General features: G+C 68.2%; 19 protein-coding genes. 12 read left to right on the top strand and 7 right to left on the bottom strand.

The features are described from left to right. Positions 1–5: 5 nt before the first annotated feature. Genes AVJ23_RS13640 through AVJ23_RS13620 form a run of 5 tightly spaced genes read left to right on the top strand, consistent with a single transcriptional unit; the run spans position 6 to position 2,997 of the window. Complete coding sequence (locus AVJ23_RS13640; RefSeq protein ID WP_058862762.1) at positions 6–452, top strand: HPr kinase/phosphorylase; 447 nt, start codon at positions 6–8, stop codon at positions 450–452. Further along, a complete protein-coding gene (gene rapZ / locus AVJ23_RS13635; protein ID WP_058862761.1) occupies positions 436–1,365 on the top strand; it encodes an RNase adapter RapZ in 930 nt (309 codons plus the stop codon). Before AVJ23_RS13640 ends, rapZ begins: the two co-directional genes overlap by 17 nt. Then, positions 1,362–1,760 carry a PTS sugar transporter subunit IIA gene (locus AVJ23_RS13630; protein WP_058862760.1) on the top strand — a complete coding sequence of 133 codons (399 nt, stop codon included), beginning with the start codon at positions 1,362–1,364 and terminating at the stop codon, positions 1,758–1,760. The genes rapZ and AVJ23_RS13630 overlap by 4 nt, the downstream gene beginning before the upstream one ends. Positions 1,761–1,793: 33 nt before the next feature. Next, complete coding sequence (locus AVJ23_RS13625; RefSeq protein WP_058862759.1) at positions 1,794–2,075, top strand: HPr family phosphocarrier protein; 282 nt, start codon at positions 1,794–1,796, stop codon at positions 2,073–2,075. 43 nt (positions 2,076–2,118) lie between these two features. After that, entirely contained in the window at positions 2,119–2,997 is an 879-nt protein-coding gene (locus tag AVJ23_RS13620; RefSeq protein WP_058862758.1) for a lysophospholipid acyltransferase family protein, read from the top strand. Between the two features lie 7 nt (positions 2,998–3,004). Here the strand turns inward: AVJ23_RS13620 and AVJ23_RS13615 are convergent, their stop codons facing one another. Further along, the gene (locus tag AVJ23_RS13615) at positions 3,005–3,880 is read right to left on the bottom strand and encodes a 3-hydroxybutyryl-CoA dehydrogenase (RefSeq protein WP_058862757.1); all 876 of its coding nucleotides are present in this window, start codon (positions 3,878–3,880) and stop codon (positions 3,005–3,007) included. A 183-nt stretch (positions 3,881–4,063) separates the two neighbouring features. On the opposite strand from AVJ23_RS13615, the gene AVJ23_RS13610 reads away from it, so the two are divergent. Then, positions 4,064–4,906 carry a DUF6473 family protein gene (locus AVJ23_RS13610; RefSeq protein WP_058862756.1) on the top strand — a complete coding sequence of 281 codons (843 nt, stop codon included), beginning with the start codon at positions 4,064–4,066 and terminating at the stop codon, positions 4,904–4,906. Between the two features lie 48 nt (positions 4,907–4,954). On the opposite strand, the gene AVJ23_RS13605 is transcribed toward AVJ23_RS13610, so the two are convergent. The 5 genes from AVJ23_RS13605 to AVJ23_RS13585 all read right to left on the bottom strand — a co-directional run bounded on the left by AVJ23_RS13605 (position 4,955) and on the right by AVJ23_RS13585 (position 11,695). Beyond that, positions 4,955–5,881, bottom strand: a complete 927-nt coding sequence (locus tag AVJ23_RS13605) for an electron transfer flavoprotein subunit alpha/FixB family protein (protein WP_058862755.1) — start codon at positions 5,879–5,881, stop codon at positions 4,955–4,957. Further along, on the bottom strand, positions 5,881–6,639 hold the full coding sequence (locus tag AVJ23_RS13600; RefSeq protein WP_058862754.1) for an electron transfer flavoprotein subunit beta/FixA family protein: 759 nt from the start codon (positions 6,637–6,639) through the stop codon (positions 5,881–5,883). Before AVJ23_RS13600 ends, AVJ23_RS13605 begins: the two co-directional genes overlap by 1 nt. A gap of 151 nt (positions 6,640–6,790) precedes the next feature. After that, on the bottom strand, positions 6,791–7,909 hold the full coding sequence (locus AVJ23_RS13595; protein WP_058862753.1) for a M48 family metallopeptidase: 1,119 nt from the start codon (positions 7,907–7,909) through the stop codon (positions 6,791–6,793). Next, entirely contained in the window at positions 7,909–9,099 is a 1,191-nt protein-coding gene (locus tag AVJ23_RS13590; protein WP_058862752.1) for a DUF898 family protein, read from the bottom strand. The genes AVJ23_RS13595 and AVJ23_RS13590 overlap by 1 nt, the downstream gene beginning before the upstream one ends. Positions 9,100–9,277: 178 nt before the next feature. Further along, a complete protein-coding gene (locus AVJ23_RS13585; RefSeq protein WP_058862751.1) occupies positions 9,278–11,695 on the bottom strand; it encodes a DNA topoisomerase IV subunit A in 2,418 nt (805 codons plus the stop codon). 165 nt (positions 11,696–11,860) lie between these two features. Between AVJ23_RS13585 and AVJ23_RS13580 the strand changes: the two genes are divergently transcribed. From AVJ23_RS13580 to AVJ23_RS13565, 4 genes are all read left to right on the top strand, one after another. Continuing rightward, a complete protein-coding gene (locus AVJ23_RS13580) occupies positions 11,861–12,412 on the top strand; it encodes an SH3 domain-containing protein (RefSeq protein ID WP_058862750.1) in 552 nt (183 codons plus the stop codon). Between the two features lie 94 nt (positions 12,413–12,506). Next, complete coding sequence (locus tag AVJ23_RS13575; RefSeq protein ID WP_084794580.1) at positions 12,507–13,343, top strand: SDR family NAD(P)-dependent oxidoreductase; 837 nt, start codon at positions 12,507–12,509, stop codon at positions 13,341–13,343. A gap of 74 nt (positions 13,344–13,417) precedes the next feature. Then, a complete protein-coding gene (locus AVJ23_RS13570) occupies positions 13,418–13,621 on the top strand; it encodes a twin transmembrane helix small protein (RefSeq protein WP_058862748.1) in 204 nt (67 codons plus the stop codon). 2 nt (positions 13,622–13,623) lie between these two features. Further along, positions 13,624–14,199 carry a cob(I)yrinic acid a,c-diamide adenosyltransferase gene (locus tag AVJ23_RS13565; RefSeq protein WP_058862747.1) on the top strand — a complete coding sequence of 192 codons (576 nt, stop codon included), beginning with the start codon at positions 13,624–13,626 and terminating at the stop codon, positions 14,197–14,199. A 181-nt stretch (positions 14,200–14,380) separates the two neighbouring features. Here AVJ23_RS13565 and AVJ23_RS13560 read toward each other — a convergent pair whose 3' ends face one another. After that, complete coding sequence (locus AVJ23_RS13560; protein ID WP_058862746.1) at positions 14,381–15,742, bottom strand: cytochrome P450; 1,362 nt, start codon at positions 15,740–15,742, stop codon at positions 14,381–14,383. A 123-nt stretch (positions 15,743–15,865) separates the two neighbouring features. Between AVJ23_RS13560 and AVJ23_RS13555 the strand changes: the two genes are divergently transcribed. Continuing rightward, entirely contained in the window at positions 15,866–16,471 is a 606-nt protein-coding gene (locus tag AVJ23_RS13555) for a hypothetical protein (RefSeq protein WP_058862890.1), read from the top strand. Between the two features lie 108 nt (positions 16,472–16,579). Next, a partial coding sequence (locus AVJ23_RS22280) for a GTP-binding protein (RefSeq protein WP_240484654.1) occupies positions 16,580–16,739 on the top strand: 160 nt, incomplete at its 3' end.

The raw sequence follows: 16,739 nt of genomic DNA, 5'->3' as shown, positions 1-16,739 counted from the left end.
ACCCGGTGCCGCCGTCCGGGCCGCTGATCGTGCACGCGACCTCGGTCGCCGTTGGCGGCCGCGCGCTGCTGATCCGCGGCGCCTCGGGGCGCGGAAAATCAGGGCTGGCGCTGGAGATGATGTGCCGCGGCGCGTCGCTGGTGGCCGATGACCGGACAATTCTGACCCGCAAGGCCAACACCGTCTGGCTGGACGTGCCGCCGGCGATCCGCGGGCTCATCGAGGCGCGCGGCCTCGGCCTGCTGCACGCGCCGGTGGCCAGCCCGGCCCGGCTGGTTGCGATCCTCGACCTCGACCGGGAGGAGGCGGCACGGCTGCCACGGCGGCGCAGCGATCGGGTGCTGGGGCTGGACTTCCCCTTGCTTCACAACTCCGCGTCTCCCTATTTTCCCGCAAGCCTCGTCCATTATCTGACATACGACCGGAGAGACGGAGATGACGACCCAGCCTGAGCGGTCCAGCCAACGTGTCGTGCTTGTCACCGGCCCTTCGGGGGCCGGGCGCTCCACTGCGATCAACACGCTGGAAGACCTGGGCTACGAGGCAATCGACAACATCCCGCTGACGCTGATCCCGCGCCTGGCCGAGGGCGGCGACCGGCCCGGCCGGCCGCTGGCGCTGGGGATCGACGTGCGCAACCGCGATTTCAGCGCCGAGGGGCTTCTGGAACTGCGCGCCATGCTGATCGAGCGGGGCTCGCTCAGCGTGGACCTGCTCTATCTCGATTGCGATCCGGACGTGCTGGCGCGGCGCTACTCGGAAACCCGCCGGCGCCACCCGCTGGCGCCCGACGAGACCCCGGCCGACGGGATCGCGCGCGAGCTTGCCCTGCTCGAGGACGTGCGCCACAGCGCCGACATCCTGATCGACACCAGCGCGCTGACGGTGCACGAGCTGCGTGCCGAGGTCGAGGGCTGGTTCGCCTCCTCGACCGGGCAGGGCATGGCGATCTCGATACACTCCTTTTCCTACAAGCGCGGCCTGCCGCAGGGTCTGGACATGGCCTTCGACTGCCGCTTCCTGCGCAACCCGCATTGGCAGCCCGAGCTGCGCCCGCTCACCGGGCTGGACCCGCGCGTGGCGCGGCACATCTCGGAGGATCCGCGCTATCCCGGCTTCAAGGAGCGGGTGCAGGAGCTGATCCTCTTCGTGCTGCCCGGCTGCATCGAGGAGGGCAAGGCGCATTTCTCGATCGGCTTCGGCTGTACGGGGGGCAAGCACCGCTCGGTTGCCCTTGCGCAAATCATCGCCGGTGCCCTTGCACAGGAGGGGTGGCGGGTGTCAATTAGGCATCGGGAACTGGAGCGGATCGGCGGCCCGACGGGCCCCGTCGCGACCTCCGCCTCTGGAAGGACAGTTGCGTGATCGGAATCGTGATTGTGGCGCATGGCGGCCTGGCACGGGAATACCTCGCGGCCGTGGAACATGTCGTGGGCGTGCAGCCCGGCATGACCGCGATCTCGATCGAGGCGGATTGCGACCGCGGCCGCAAGAAGGCCGAGATCGCCGCCGCGGCGGATGCGGTGGATACCGGGCAGGGCGTGGTGGTGGTCACCGACATGTTCGGCGGCTCGCCCTCGAACCTGTCGCTGGATGCCTGCCGGCCCGAGGGGCGGCGCATCCTCTACGGCGCCAACCTGCCGATGCTGATCAAGCTGGCCAAGAGCCGCCAGCTGGCGGTGCCCGATGCGGTCCGCTCGGCCATGGAGGCGGGGCGGAAATACATTGACAGCCAGAACATACCGCCGGAAAGCTCCTGACCGGGCTTCGGGCTGCGAAGAAAGACTTGTCTCATGAGTGATACGCCTACCCACCGCGCGTTGAAGATCGTCAACGAGAAGGGGCTGCACGCGCGTGCCTCGGCCAAGTTCGTCGAGGTGGTCGAGGGGTTCGACGCCACCGCCGAGGTCACCCGCGACGGCATGTCCGCGAGCGGCGACAGCATCATGGGGCTTTTGATGTTGGCAGCCGCCAAAGGAACCACTATTGAGGTCCAGACCTCGGGTCCGGATGCCGAGGCGCTGGCGGATGCGGTGGCCGCGCTGGTGGCGGACCGGTTCGGAGAGGCGTGCTAGGCCCGCATGCGGGCCGGCGACAGGAACGGGACATACTAGGCGCATGGTCGAGAGTACGCAGTCGACATCCCTGAAGCGCGCACGCCCCGCGCCCGCGCAGGCGCCCTATGACAAGCGCAAGGTCAGCTACGCCAACACCTTCACCAACCCGTGGAAAGCCAACACGATCCGCACGCTGGAATGGCTCACGGGCAAGATCCCGCTGCTGCGCATGGTGCGGCGCTTCGAACGCATGGGCCCGGCCGAGGGGCAGGATTTCTGGCGCCAGGCGCTGGACATCATGGGCATCGACCTGCGCACCCCGCCAGACCAGGTGGCGCGCATCCCCAAGGAGGGGCCGGTCATCATCGTCGCCAACCACCCGCACGGGCTGGTCGACGGGATGGTGCTGGCCGACCTGATCGGGCGCGTGCGCACGGACTACAAGATCCTGACCCGCTCGCTGCTGACCGGCGTGCGGGAGGTCGAGCCCTTCATGATCCCGGTGCCCTTCCCGCACGAGGCCGATGCCCGCGAGCAGAGCCTCGAGATGCGCGCCCGCGCCATGGACCATCTCAAGGCCGGCGGCGTGATCGTGCTGTTCCCCTCGGGCGTGGTCGCCTCGTCCGAGACCTGGTTCGGCCCGGCGATCGAGGCGGGCTGGAACCCGTTCACCGCCAAGATGATCCAGCGCTCGGGCGCGACGGTGGTGCCGATCTTCTTTCCCGGCCAGAACAGCCGCGCCTACCAGATCGCGAACAAGCTGTCGCCCACGGTGCGGCAGGGCCTGCTGATCCACGAGGTCGTGCATGCCTGCAACCGGCCGCAGAAACCCGTGGTCGGACAGCCGCTCAGCCCCGAAGAGGTCAAGGCCTATACCGGCACGCAGCGCGAGTTCGTCTCGATGCTGCGCGACCGGGTGCTGAGCCTGCGCGAGGACTGAGCGCGGCTCAGCGTGTCGGCACCGGCGTCTCGCCGCGATAGTCGTAGAAGCCGCGCTGCGTCTTGCGGCCCAGCCAGCCGGCTTCGACATATTTCGTCAGCAGCGGGCAGGGGCGGTACTTGGTATCGGCCAGCCCCTCGTGCAGCACGTTCATGATAGCAAGGCAGGTGTCCAGCCCGATGAAATCGGCCAGTTCCAGCGGCCCCATCGGGTGGTTCGCGCCCAGCTTCATCGACTGGTCGATCGAGTTCACGTTGCCCACACCCTCATACAGCGTGTAGACCGCCTCGTTGATCATCGGCATCAGGATGCGGTTCACGATGAAGGCGGGGAAATCCTCGGCGCTGGCGGCGGTCTTGCCAAGGTTCTCGACCACTTTCAGGCAGGCCTCGTAGGTCTCCTGGCTGGTGGCGATGCCGCGGATCAGCTCGACCAGCTGCATCACCGGGACCGGGTTCATGAAGTGGAACCCCATGAAGCGCTCGGGCCGGTCGGTGCGGCTGGCCAGCCGGGTGATCGAGATCGACGAGGTGTTCGAGGTCAGGATCGTGTCGGGGCCGAGATCGGGCAGCAGCGTCTCGAAGATCTTGTGCTTGATGTCCTCGCGCTCGGTCGCGGCCTCGATCACCAGGTCGGTGCCGGCGATCTCCTTCAGCTGGCCGGTCGTGCGGATGCGGGCCAGCGCGGCATCGCGCGTCTCGGCGCTGATGCGCTCGCGGCTGACCTGCCGGTCGAGATTCTGCGTGATGCGCGCCACGGCGTCGTCCAGCGCGTCCTGGCTGATGTCGTTCAGGCGCACCTCGTAGCCCGCCAGTGCCATGACATGGGCGATTCCGTTGCCCATCTGCCCGGCGCCCACGACGCCCACCGTCTTGATCTCCATGCCGTCCCTCATTCCTGCTGCCGCGCAACCCTAATTCGCTTTCGGGGCGGTTGGAACCGGTTTTCAGGCCCTGCCGGGCGCGGTGCGCGGAATGCACGCAATCTGCCGTGAATTGAAAGTTTAGCGATTTGGCAAAGGGTTGGCGGCACACTGCCGTCCGGGTGAGACATTCGAGGTGGGATCATGTCGATTCATGGCGGGGCGCAGGGCGCCCTGGAGTATTATCCGTGCCGGTACGGCCGGTCGCGCGTGCTGTTCCGTGGGCCGCGTCGCCCGTTGGACGGGCCGTACCTGGCCTTTCTTGGCGGGACCGAGACCTATGGCCGGTTCATCGAGGCGCCGTTCCCGGAATTGCTGGAGCGGCGGCTGGGGCTGGCCTGCGCGAATTTCGGCGTGGTGAATGCAGGCGTCGACCTGTACCTGCACGACCCGTCGGTGCTGGACCTCGCCGTCCAAGCCGAGGCCAAGGTGGTCCAGGTCATGGGCGCGCAGAACATGTCGAACCGCTTCTACGCGGTGCATCCGCGCCGCAACGACCGTTTCCTGCGCGCCTCGGAACGGCTGGAATCGCTCTACCCCGAGGTCGATTTCACCGAGTTCCACTTCGTGCGTCACATGCTGGGCCGGCTGCGCGCCGTCTCGGCCGAGCGCTATGCCACGGTGCTGGAAGAGTTGCAGATGGCCTGGCTGGCGCGGATGAAGCACCTGCTGACCCAGCTGCGCGGGCAGGTGGTGCTGCTGTGGTTCGCCGATCACCCGGTGCCGGAGACCAGTGGCGACGACCGGGCACATGACCCGCTCTTCGTGACCCGCGCGATGGTCGAGGCGCTGCGCCCGCGGGTGGCCGACCTGGTCGAGGTCGCGGCCTCGCGTCACGCGCTGGCGCTGGGCACGACGGGCATGGTGTTCAGCGATTTCGAGGCGTGTGCGGCGGCGGAACTGATGGGCCCGCTGGCCCATGAAGAGGCGGCCGAGGCGCTGGCCGACAGCCTGACGCGGCTGACCGGCCGGTCCCGCTGCGCCTGAGCGGGGGGATGACGGGATGGGGTGGCCCCCATCCCGCGCATGTCGGGCTCAGAGCTTCTCGGTCAGCTCGGGCACGGCGGTGAACAGGTCCGCGACCAGGCCGTAATCGGCGACCTGGAAGATCGGGGCCTCTTCGTCCTTGTTGATGGCCACGATGACCTTGCTGTCCTTCATGCCGGCCAGGTGCTGGATCGCGCCCGAGATGCCGACGGCCAGGTAGAGATCCGGCGCCACGACCTTGCCGGTCTGGCCGACCTGCCAGTCATTCGGCGCGAAGCCGGAATCGACTGCCGCACGCGACGCGCCGACGGCGGCGCCCAGCTTGTCGGCCAGCTTCTCGATCAGCGCGAAATCCTCTTCCGAGCCGACGCCGCGGCCGCCCGACACGACGATCCCGGCCGAGGTCAGCTCGGGGCGGTCGCTCTCGGCCACCTTGTCCTCGACCCATTCCGACAGGCCGGGATTGTCTGCGGCGGCAATCTCCTCGACCGCGGCCGACCCGCCCGTGCCGGCGGCGTCGAAGGTCGAGGTGCGGAAGGTGATGACCTTCTTCGCATCGGAGGATTTCACCGTCTGCATCGCGTTGCCGGCATAGATCGGGCGCACGAAGGTGTCGGCATCCACGACCTCGGTCACATCGGTCAGCACCATCACGTCCAAGAGCGCGGCGACGCGCGGCAGGATGTTCTTGGCATCCGTGGTGGCCGGGGCGACAATGTGGCTGTACTCCCCCGCGAGCGAGGCGATCAGCGTCGCCACCGGCTCGGCCAGGCGGTGGCCGTAGAGCTCATCCTCGGCCAGCAGCACCTTGGAGACGCCTTCGATCGTGGCGGCCTCTTCGGCGGCGGCCTTGGCCGAGGCGCCGCAGGCCAGCACGGTCACGTCCCCCAGCGCCTTGGCCGCGGTGACGGTCTTGGAGGTGGCGTCCATCGACAGGGCGCCATCGGTAATCTCGGCAACCAGAAGCACGGCCATCACACGATCCCCTTTTCTTTCAGCTTGGACACCAGCTCGTCGACCGAGCCGACCATCTCGCCGGCGGCGCGCACGGGCGGCTCGCCGGTCTTCACGATTTCCAGCCGCGGGCTGACATCGACGCCGTAATCGGCGGGCGTCTTCTCATCCAGCGGCTTCTTCTTGGCCTTCATGATGTTGGGCAGGCTCGCATAGCGCGGCTCGTTCAGCCGCAGGTCGGTCGAGACGATCGTGGGCATCTTGACCTTGACGGTCTGCAGCCCGCCATCGACCTCGCGGGTGACGACCGCGTGGTCGCCCTCGACATCGACCTTGTTGGCATACATGGCCTGGCTCCAGCCCAGCAGCGCGCTCAGCATCTGGCCGGTGGCGCCCAGGTCGTTGTCGATCGCCTGCTTGCCGCAAAGCACCAGGCCCGGCTCCTCTTCCTTGACGATGGCGGCGAGGATCTTGGCGACCGAGAGCGGTTCGATATCGGTGTGCACGTCATCGGCAGCCACGACCAGGATCGCGCGGTCGGCGCCCATGGCCAGCGCGGTGCGCAGGGTTTCCTGGCTCTGCTTGACGCCGATCGACACGGCGATCACCTCGTCGGCCTTGCCGGCCTCCTTCAGGCGGATCGCCTCTTCCACGGCGATCTCGTCGAACGGGTTCATCGACATCTTGACGTTCGCCAGATCGACACCGCTGCCATCCGCCTTCACGCGGACCTTCACGTTGTAGTCGATCACGCGCTTGACGGGTACGAGCACCTTCATCGGCGTGTCTCTCCTTGGTCAGGGCAGGGCGCCCCCCTGCACGGTCTTTCACACCAGCGGTTTAGCGCGCTGGCCGCAAGGGAAACAGGGCAAAATCGTCGCGTTAGCGCCAACCTACGCCGCGTTCCGGGAAAAACCGGCGCCGCCCCGGTCAGTCGCAGATCCGCTGCAGGGCCTGCCACTCGGCCGCGTTCAGCACCGGGCGGGTGGCCTCCTGCCCGGCGGCGAAGTCGCGCGCGGCCGCGGCGCGCTCGGCGGTGACCGGGTGGCTGGCCAGGTATTCGGGGATCTCGACCCGTTCGAGATCGTCGATATGGTCGAAGAAGGCGGCAAAGCCCTCGGCGCTGACCCGCGCCTCGGCCAGCATCTCCAGCGCAAAGACATCGGCCGCGGCCTCGGCCTTGCGCGAATAGGCCGAAGACAGGACCTGTTCGCCCATCACCGCCACGGCGGCGGCGCCGGTGAAATCGCCGATCAGCATGGTCAGGATCCCGGCCGAGCCCGCGGCGCGCAGCGCGTGGCGCGTGGCGTCGCGCGATTCCACATGGGCGATCTCGTGCGCCAGAACGCCGGCCACCTGGTCGGGCCCTTCGGCCGCGTCCAGCAGCCCACGGATGATGACCACCTGCCCGCCGGGCGCGGCGAAGGCATTGATCATCGGGTGATCGAAGACCTGCAGCTCGACCTCGTAGGTCATCTCGCGCCCCGCGGTCAGCCGCCGCAGCATGGCGTCCAGCGCGGCCTCTCCGGCGGGGTTGTCGCAGCGCAGCGAACCCAGCCGCGAGCCGCCGAGGAAGCGTTCCATCTGCGCGGTGACGGTCTTGCCGAAGGCGACCTCGCGCTCGACCGGGATGATCGCGGCCATGGTGTTGGCCAGCGCGGGCAGGATCACGAACAGCATCAGCGCCGCCGCGCCCACCGCGCCGCCGGCATATTTGGCGACGGTCCGGAACGTGCCCTTGCGCAGGTCGGTGCGGAACAGCGCCGGGCGGGTGCGGCGGAGCCAGGCGATCAGCGCGGGGTCGAGCACCACCAGCCGGGCCGGGTCGCGGGGCGATTCGTCCTCGGTCTCGGCCAGCCGGGTCAGGGTCAGGCGGCCCGAATCCGAGGTGTCGGTCAGGGCGCGCAGGTCCTGCAGCGGCCAGCGCAGCGGTTCGGGCAGGGTCTCGCCGGTGATCTGCAGCGCCTGCCGGTCGCCGGACAGGGCGACACGCACCTCGTGCCGCCCCGCGGTGAGCCCATCGTAGAAATGCGCCCCGGCCTCCTGCATCAGATGGCGCCCCCGATATCCAGCGCATCGGCAAAGCCCTCGGCATCGACGCCGGTCTCGGCCTCGCGCTGGGCGATGCGGTTCAGCGCCTGCGGGTTGGTGACGCGGATCGTGCTGATGTAATGCGCCAGGATCGGCTGCGTGATCAGCACCAGGCTCAGCGCCTGGATCATCACCAGCGCCACGATATAGGCGACGCCCAGCAGCGCGAAGAAGGCGATGGGCAGCTCTCCCTCGACCAGCATCGGCGCGAAGGCGGCGACCACCGCGCCCACCATGCCGAAGATCACCGAGGCCAGCACGCCCAGCAGCAGCCCGCCCAGGATGTAGGTCTTGATGACCTGCCCGGTCGCGGGCTCGGCGGTAAAGCCGACCTCGCCCAGCGTCTTGTGGCGCATCAGGTAGCCAAAGCTCTGCACCCCGTAATGCACCGCGCCCACGATGACCCAGACATAGCCCACCGCACCGGCGACGCCGGCCAGCACGTAAAGCTCCATCACGGCCGAGACGGCGGCCAGCACCAGCAGCCCCAGCCCGATGAAGATGTGCTTCATGTAGCGGTAGAGATCGGTCCACTTTCCGGTCTGCACCATGCGCTGCGAGCCGTAGAAGCTGCGATCGGCCTGGTATTTCTCCAGCCGGAAGGTCTGCAGCGGGGTCAGCACGCCCAGCGTGACCACCTGCAACGCCATGTAGCCCAGCGCGCGCAGCACGTAGCCCCAGGCGCCCTTCTCCATGCCGCAGCGGATGCCGCGAAAGCGCGTGCGGGCCATCTTGTAGCGCCGCGCGCGGTAGACGGCGAAAAGCAGGAAGGGCAGCACCGCGAAGAACGAGATGTAGATCGCCGCCACCTGGCCGATGATCTGCGCCTGGCTGGCCTCTTCGGGATCGACCATGATGTTGAGCCCGAAATAGAACAGCGCGATCTGGATGATGCCCAGGTAGACGGCCAGGAAGACCACGGCGACAAGGAAGCCCAGCAGCTTCTCCAGCCCGGTGCCGGTATATTCGAACGTGTCGCCACCGGCATTGACCGAGGACCAGATATACTTGCGGATGCGGGTCTTCTGCCAGAAGCGGTAGATGCCCAGCGTGACCACGGTCAGAAGCCCGGTGCGAAAGGCTAGGCCGAACAGCTCGGACCGTACCCCGTTATAGCTGATCCCCATGGGATCCTGATCTGTGTGCATCTCGAATACCTTTTGCCGTGAATGCGCGAATGTGCCCCCAGACTGGGCGCGGCTCTGCATCCTGTAAAGTCGGGTATTACGGCCCTTTGGTGGCGCGGTCGCGATGACCCTGCGCAGGATCTCGGGTGGCGCCGGGGGCAATCAACCCCCGGGGCGCCGATCCGCCGCAGCCGTGCGCTCAGGTAAAGCGGTTGTCGCGGGGGAAGCCGCGCGGCGCCATGCGGCCGGTGCCGGCGCGCTTGCCGATCCATTCGTCAAGCTCGGTCTGGGTGCGGGTGCGCCCGGCCGGGTCGTGCCAGCTCAGCCCGTCGGCCAGGGTGAAGCTGCGCGCGTCGGACAGCCCGCCATCCTTGTATTTCTGCAGCCGCACGCCCTTGCCGCGGGTCATCTCGGGCAGTTCCTCGATCGGGAAGACCAGCACCTTGCGGTTCTCGCCCACCACCGCCACGTGATCGCCCGCGATCCGGTGGCACACCTTGGCCCGCGCCGGTGCGCGCACGTTCAGCACCTGGCGCCCGGTGCGGGTCTGGGCCACCACCTCGTCCTCGGGCACGACAAAGCCGTCGCCCGCCGAGGAGGCCACCAGCAGCTTGGCGCCGGGGCGGTGGATGAACAGGTCGATGATCTCGGCCTCGTTCGGCAGGTCCGCCATCAGGCGCAGCGGCTCGCCCATGCCACGCCCGCCGGGCAGCGTGCCGGCCTGCACCGTGTAGAACCGCCCGTTCGAGCCGAAGACCAGCAGCTTGTCGGTCGTCTCGGCGTGGAAGATGAAGCGCGGCCCGTCGCCATCCTTGAACTTCAGCTCGCGGTCCAGCGCGATATGGCCGGTCATGGCGCGGATCCAGCCCATCTGGCTGCAGACCACGGTGATCGGTTCGCGGTCGATCATCGCCTCCAGCGGCACGTCCTCGGCCGGGCCGGCCTCGGCAAAGCCGGTCAGGCGCTGGCCGCGGGCGAAATCCTTGCCGAAGGCCTTGCGCACCTCGCGCAGCTGCTCGGCGATGCGCGACCATTGAAGATCCTCGCTGTCCAGCAGGTCGGCCAGCCCGGCGCGCTCCTCCATCAGCCGGTCGCGCTCGCCGCGCAGCTCCAGCTCTTCGAGGCGGCGCAGGCTGCGCAGCCGCATGTTGAGGATCGCCTCGGCCTGCACGTCCGACAGCCCCTCTTCGCGGCCGGCATAGCGGTGGGGGATCTTCTGCTCCTCCTCCGACAGCCAGTCGGGCACCGTGGCCTCGGCATCGGGGCGCAGCTCCAGCGACGACAGCTCGACCCCCTGCAGCGGCGAGACATAGTCGCTCTCGTCGGTGGCGCGCACGATCGTGTCCTGATGCGGGCGCGACCAGTCCTCGTACATCAGCGCGGGTTTGGGCGCATCGTCATAGCGGATGATGTCGATCACCCGGTCGAGGTTGAGGAAGGCGATCATCAGCCCTTCCAGCACCTCCAGCCGGTTGTCGATCTTGGCCATCCGGTGGCGCGAGCGGCGGATCAGCACGTCGCGGCGGAAGTCGAGGAAGGCGCGCAGCACCTCCTTGAGCGAGCAGACCCGCGGCGTCACCCCGTCGATCAGCACGTTCATGTTCAGCGAGAAGCGCAGTTCCAGGTCCGAGTTGCGGAACAGCAGGTTCATCAGCGTGTCGGGATCCACCGTGCGCGTGCGCGGCTCCAGCACCATGCGGATGTCGTCGGCGCTCTCGTCGCGGATATCGGCGAGGATCGGCACCTTCTTGGTCTGGATCAGCTCGGCGATGCGCTCGACCAGCTTGGATTTCTGCACCTGGTAGGGGATCTCTGTGACCACGATCTGCCACTGCCCGCGGCCCAGATCCTCGCGGTGCCAGCGCGCGCGCAGGCGGATCTGCCCGCGTCCGGTGCGATAGGCCTCGGCGATGTTCTCGGGCGGCTCGACGATGACGCCGCCGGTCGGGAAATCCGGCCCCGGCACGTATTGCATCAGCGTGTCATCCACCGCGCCCGGCGACTTGATCAGGTGCAGGCAGGCATTGATCAGCTCGCCGATATTGTGCGGCGGGATGTTGGTCGCCATGCCCACCGCGATCCCGCTCGATCCGTTGGCCAGCAGGTTGGGGTAGGAGGCCGGCAGCACCGCCGGCTCCATCAGCCGTCCGTCATAATTGGGGCGGTAATCGACCGCGTTCTCGTCCAGCCCCTCCAGCAGGGCCTCGGACATGACGGTCATGCGCGCCTCGGTGTAGCGCGAGGCGGCCGGGTTGTCGCCGTCGATATTGCCGAAATTGCCCTGCCCGTCGACCAGCGGGTAGCGGATGGTGAAATCCTGTGCCAGCCGCGCCATGGCGTCATAGATCGCCGCGTCGCCATGCGGGTGGAAATCCCCCATCGTGTCGCCGCTGATCTTGGCCGATTTCAGGAAGCCGCCATTGGAACTCAGGCGCAGCCTGCGCATTGCATAAAGGATACGACGGTGCACGGGTTTGAGCCCGTCACGGGCGTCGGGCAGCGCGCGATGCATGATCGTCGACAGCGCATAGGTCAGGTAGCGCTCGCCGATGGCCCGGCGCAGCGGCTCGGCCATGTGGGTCGGATCGAGGTTCGGGTCGTCTGCGTCGTCGTCCATGACAGCTCTGTTACTGGCGCCGCTCAAGACCGTAAAGCGACAGGCTGGGAAAATATCCCGGTTTTTCCCTTAGGACAGCAAGGGGAATCGCGTATTAACCTTTTGGGGTCGGGGCTGTCCACGCCGGGTCCGTGGACATACTGGGGGTACTTCGTGATGAAAAGCATGATTCTCGTGACGTTCGGCGTTCTGGGCTGGGCATGGTTCGAACTCTCCGGCGGGACGGATTTCGAGCCCGGCCAGAACGGCGTGCAGGTGCTGGCACAGGTCGAGACCGAACAGACGCAGCCGGCCGCGCCGCAGCAGCCTACCGAACGCGTCGCGCGCACCACCGCGACCAACCCGGTCTCGCTCAGCAACGTGGCCGCACTCGGCATGCCGCTGCTCGACACCGCGTCGCAGCGCCCGCCCTTCCGCCCGGGGGCCGAGCCGGGCAATGAGCAGGTCGCCATGCTGCAGAACGCCTCGCTGCGCACCGACGCCGCGCCCGAGCCCGTGGTGACCGAGGCGGTGTCGATCGACTACCGCGTTGTTACCGGCTCGCGCGTGAACCTGCGCGGCGGGCCCAGCACCGGTTACGGCGTCGTCACGCAGCTCTTGCGCGGCGAAGAGGTCGAGGTGCTGGACGATACCGGCGATGGCTGGGTCAAGCTGCGCGCGCTGGATGGCGACAATGTCGGCTGGATGTCGGACGCCTTCCTCGAAGCCGCCAACTGAGCGGGCCCGGCGGGGCGCCCTGCGCGCGCGCCCCGTGGCCCCGCCACGCGGAACGGGGTTTCCAAGACCCGCGCCCGTGGCGTAGATGCGCCCTATGAGCGCCAGAACCATCCTCATCACCGGCTGTTCCTCGGGCATCGGCTTCGCCGCGGCGACCGCCCTGCGCGCGCAGGGCTGGACCGTTTTCGCCGCCTGCCGACAGGAAGCCGACTGCATCCGCCTGCGCGAGATGGGCTTTGCGTCCCCGCGCATCGACTATGCCGACGCGGGCAGCATCGCCACCGGCCTCTCCGAAGTGCTGGAGGCCACCGGCGGCACGCTGGACGCGCTGTTCAACAACGGCGCCTATGCCCTGCCGGGCGCGACCGAGGACATTCCCACCCAGGCCCTGCGCGAGGTGTTCGAGGCCGGGGTCTTCGGCTGGCACGAGCTGACGCGCCGGGTGATCCCGGTGATGCGCGCCCAGGGCCATGGGCGCATCGTCAACCATTCCTCGGTGCTGGGGCTGGTCGTGGCGCCGTGGCGCGGGCCCTACAACGCCACCAAGTTCGCCATCGAGGCGCTGACATCCACCCTGCGGATCGAGATGCGCGACACGCCCATCCACGTCATCACGCTGAACACCGGGCCGATCCCGACGCGGATCCGGGCCAATTCGATCCCGCATTTCGAACGCTGGGTCGACTGGAAGGCCTCGCCTCGGGCCGAGCAGTACCGCAAGCGGCTGATCCCGCGGCTCTATGACAGCTCCGGCAAGGCCGATCCGTTCCAGCTGCCCCCGGTCGCTGTGACCGAGAAGCTGCTGCACGCGCTCGAGGCGCCGACCCCCGCGCCGCGCTATCACGTGACCGGCGCCACCGTGCTGATGCACGCGCTGCGCCGTGGCCTGCCGACCCGCTGGCTGGAGGCTCTGATCGCGCAGGATCGCTGATGTGGCGGGGTCGCCTTTGTCGCGGCCGCCGCTAAGTGCTACCACACTCACGACGGACCGGCCCGGGAGGCCCCATGACCCAAGACCCGCTCTTCATCCTGATCGCCCTCGTCATGCTTGGCGTGGTCGGTGTCCTGCTGTTCGGCATCGGCTCCTTCGCCAAAGGGGGCGCGTTCAACAAGAAATACGCCAACAAGGCGATGCGCTGGCGGATCGGGGCGCAGTTCGTCGCCGTCCTGCTGATCCTGCTCTTTGTCTACCTGCGGCGCGGAGGCTGACCATGGTCGTTATCAACAAGATCTACACACGCACCGGCGATGCCGGGGACACGGCGCTGGGCAACGGCACCCGCGTGGCGAAATTCGCCAACCGGGTCGAGGCTTACGGCACCGTGGACGAATTGAACTCGGTCGTGGGGCTGGCCCGGCTGCAGGCCGACGGTGACCTGGACGCGCAGCTGGCGCGGATCCAGAACGACCTGTTCGATCTGGGCGCCGATCTTTGCCGTCCCGAGATGGAGAAGGATGCCGAGGCCGAGTATCCGCCCCTGCGCATGGCCTCATCCCAGGTCACGCGTCTCGAATCCGAGATCGACGCGATGAATGCCGGGCTGGAACCCCTGCGCAGCTTCATCCTGCCCGGCGGCACCCCGCTTGCCGCGCATCTGCACCATTGCCGCACCGTCTCGCGCCGGGCCGAGCGGCTGTCGGTCGAACTCGCCACGCTCGAGACCATCAACCCCGAGGCGGTCCGCTACCTCAACCGCCTCTCCGACTGGTTCTTCGTCGCCGCCCGCCACGCCAATGACCAGGGCCGCGCCGACGTCTTGTGGATTCCGGGCGCGAATCGCGACTAGCGGCGGGGCGTCCATTGGACGTTTCCGCGACCGGAAGGGCGAACCGCGACGAGCGGCGGGGCGTCCAGTGGACGGCCCGGCGCCCGGAAGCCAGGCGGCCACGCGGTAGCGCACCCGCGCGGCCGCCAACCCTGTCCGAAATGACGAAAACACCGCCCGAAACGTACGAAATGGGCAGGTCTCAGACCGCCTCGGCCTCCAGCCAGACGCCGCCCTCGGGGCGCAGGGTCAGAATCATCACCGGGTCGGGATCGCGTCCCGGCACCGGCGTGAAGCGGAACCGCGCCAGCAGCGTCGCCAGAACGATCGCCGCCTCTTGTAGTGCAAAGCTCGCCCCGATGCAGATCCGCGGCCCGTCGCCGAAGGGCAGGTAGGCGTAGCGGTCCGGGCGCCCCGCCTCCCAGCGTTCGGGGCGGAAGGCATGCGGCGCTTCCCACAGCGCGTGGTGCCGGTGCAGCGCGTAGATCGGCACGATCACCGTGTCGCCGGGCAGGATCCGGCGCCCGCAGAGATGGTTCTCGGTCTGCGCGGTGCGCGACACCATGCCCGCGGGCGGGTAGAGCCGCAGCGCCTCGTCCACAACCTGCCGCACAAAGGGCAGCCGGGCCACGTCCGCACCGGTCGCCACACCTGTCACCACCGATTGCGCTTCGGCCCGGGCGCGCTCCTGCGCCTGCTGGTCAAACGCCATCAGGTAGAGCGACCAGGCCAGTGTCAGCGCCGTTGTCTCGTGCCCGGCCACGATGAAGGTCAGGAGGTTGTCGCGCAGCTCTGCCGTGTTCATTTTCCGTTTCGTGTCAGGATCTTCCCCGGCCAGGAGCAAGTCCAGCAGGTCCGGAACGCCGGCTGCGTCGCGACCCGCGCGCGCCTCGACCGCGCGGTCGGCCATGGCCTTCATGTCGTCGACGCCGCCGGTCAGGAAGGTGCGGCCCGGCCGCGGCACCCAGTCCGGCAGGCCCAGCACATCCAGCACCGAGATCTTGCCGGCCTCCGAAATATAGGCGTCAATCGCCCCGTGCACCGCGTCGCGGTCGAAAGCCGCATCGCCCGAAAAGGTCACGTCCGAGATCACGTCGAAGGTCACGGTGATCATCTCCTGCAGGAAATCCACCGCACGCGGCCCGGCCCTGGCCACCCGCGCGACAGAGCGTTCGGCGGCGCGCGACATCACCGGGGCCAGGTTCATCACGTTGCGATGGGAGAAGGCCGGCGCCGCGGTGCGCCGCTGCCAGCGCCAATGCGCGCCCTCGGCAATGAACAGCGATTCGCCGATGGCCGGGCGCAGCAGGTTTTTGGTGACCACGGATTTCGGGTAATTGTCGATGTTTTCCAGCAGGATGCGCCGGATCGCGCCGGGGTCCGTCACCATGTGCCAGCGCTTGCCGGTGCGCCCCGAGACGATGGGCTGATGCGTGGCGATCTCGGGGATGATCGACAGCACGTTGCGGCGCGAGGCCCGCACGCTGTCCCAGATCCCCAGCGGGCGGGTGACCAGCGGTACCTGCACCGGCAGGGCACCGGGGCGGGTCAGCGGGGCGGTCATGGCGCGATCCTCGGCATGGATCACAGATAGGCCCGTCCCGCGCCGCGGCAAAGAGGCGCCGCGATTGCGCGGGCGCGCGCGCTCATGTATGTGCGCCCGGACATGTTCTCCGGGGGGATTGCGATGTACCGACTGCTGGCCGTTCTGGCCCTCGCGACGGGCCTTTCGGCCTGCACCGACGCCACGCGCGACCTGGCCGACCCGGTCGCGCCGCTGGGCGACTTCAAGCTCGGCCACGCGGCGGTCGTGGCGCCGAACGTGCAACAGCTTCTGGTCTCGCGTGAGGCCACCGCCGAGGAGTGGATCGCGGTCACCGACGCGGCGCTCGAACAGCGGTTCCGTCGCTTTGAGGGGGGCAAGTTCTATCATCTCGGCGTCAGCGTCGAGGCCTACTCGCTGCCGCCCCCGGTCGTGCCCGGCAAGTCCGCCGTGGCCATGCGCGTCACCGTCTGGGACGACGCGGCCGAGGCCAAGCTCAACGAGGAGACTCACGTGATCAACGTGATCCAGGTCTTCGAATCGCGGCTGGGCCTGAGCAAGGAAGAGCAGATGACCCGCCTTGCCGAGACCGCGGCGCAGCAGATCGAGCAATGGCTGCGCGAGCAGCAGGCCGAGCAGGGCTGGTTCGGCGGCCCCGATGCGGGACCAGAGACGCCTGAAGTCAGCGAGAGCGCGGCCCCCGAGGCCGAAGAGCCCGCCATCGCGCCGGACGAGCTGGCAGCAGAGTAGGCCGGTCGCGCGGCATCAAGCGCTTGATTTTGCCGTCCCGAACCAATAAACGGCGCGCGATGCAAACTCGGGCCGGCAACGGCCCCCGAACCGTAAGGCGTCTGGAAGATGGCAAAGGAAAAGTTTGAGCGCGGCAAGCCGCATTGCAACATCGGCACGATCGGTCACGTGGACCACGGCAAGACGACGCTGACGGCGGCGATCACGAAGTATTTCGGCGACTTCCGGGCCTATGACCAGATCGACGGCGCGCCCGAGGAGAAGGCCC

Source organism: Pseudoponticoccus marisrubri (assembly GCF_001482405.1).
GTDB lineage: Bacteria > Pseudomonadota > Alphaproteobacteria > Rhodobacterales > Rhodobacteraceae > Pseudoponticoccus > Pseudoponticoccus marisrubri.
This window is presented reverse-complemented; position numbering and strand designations above follow the sequence as displayed.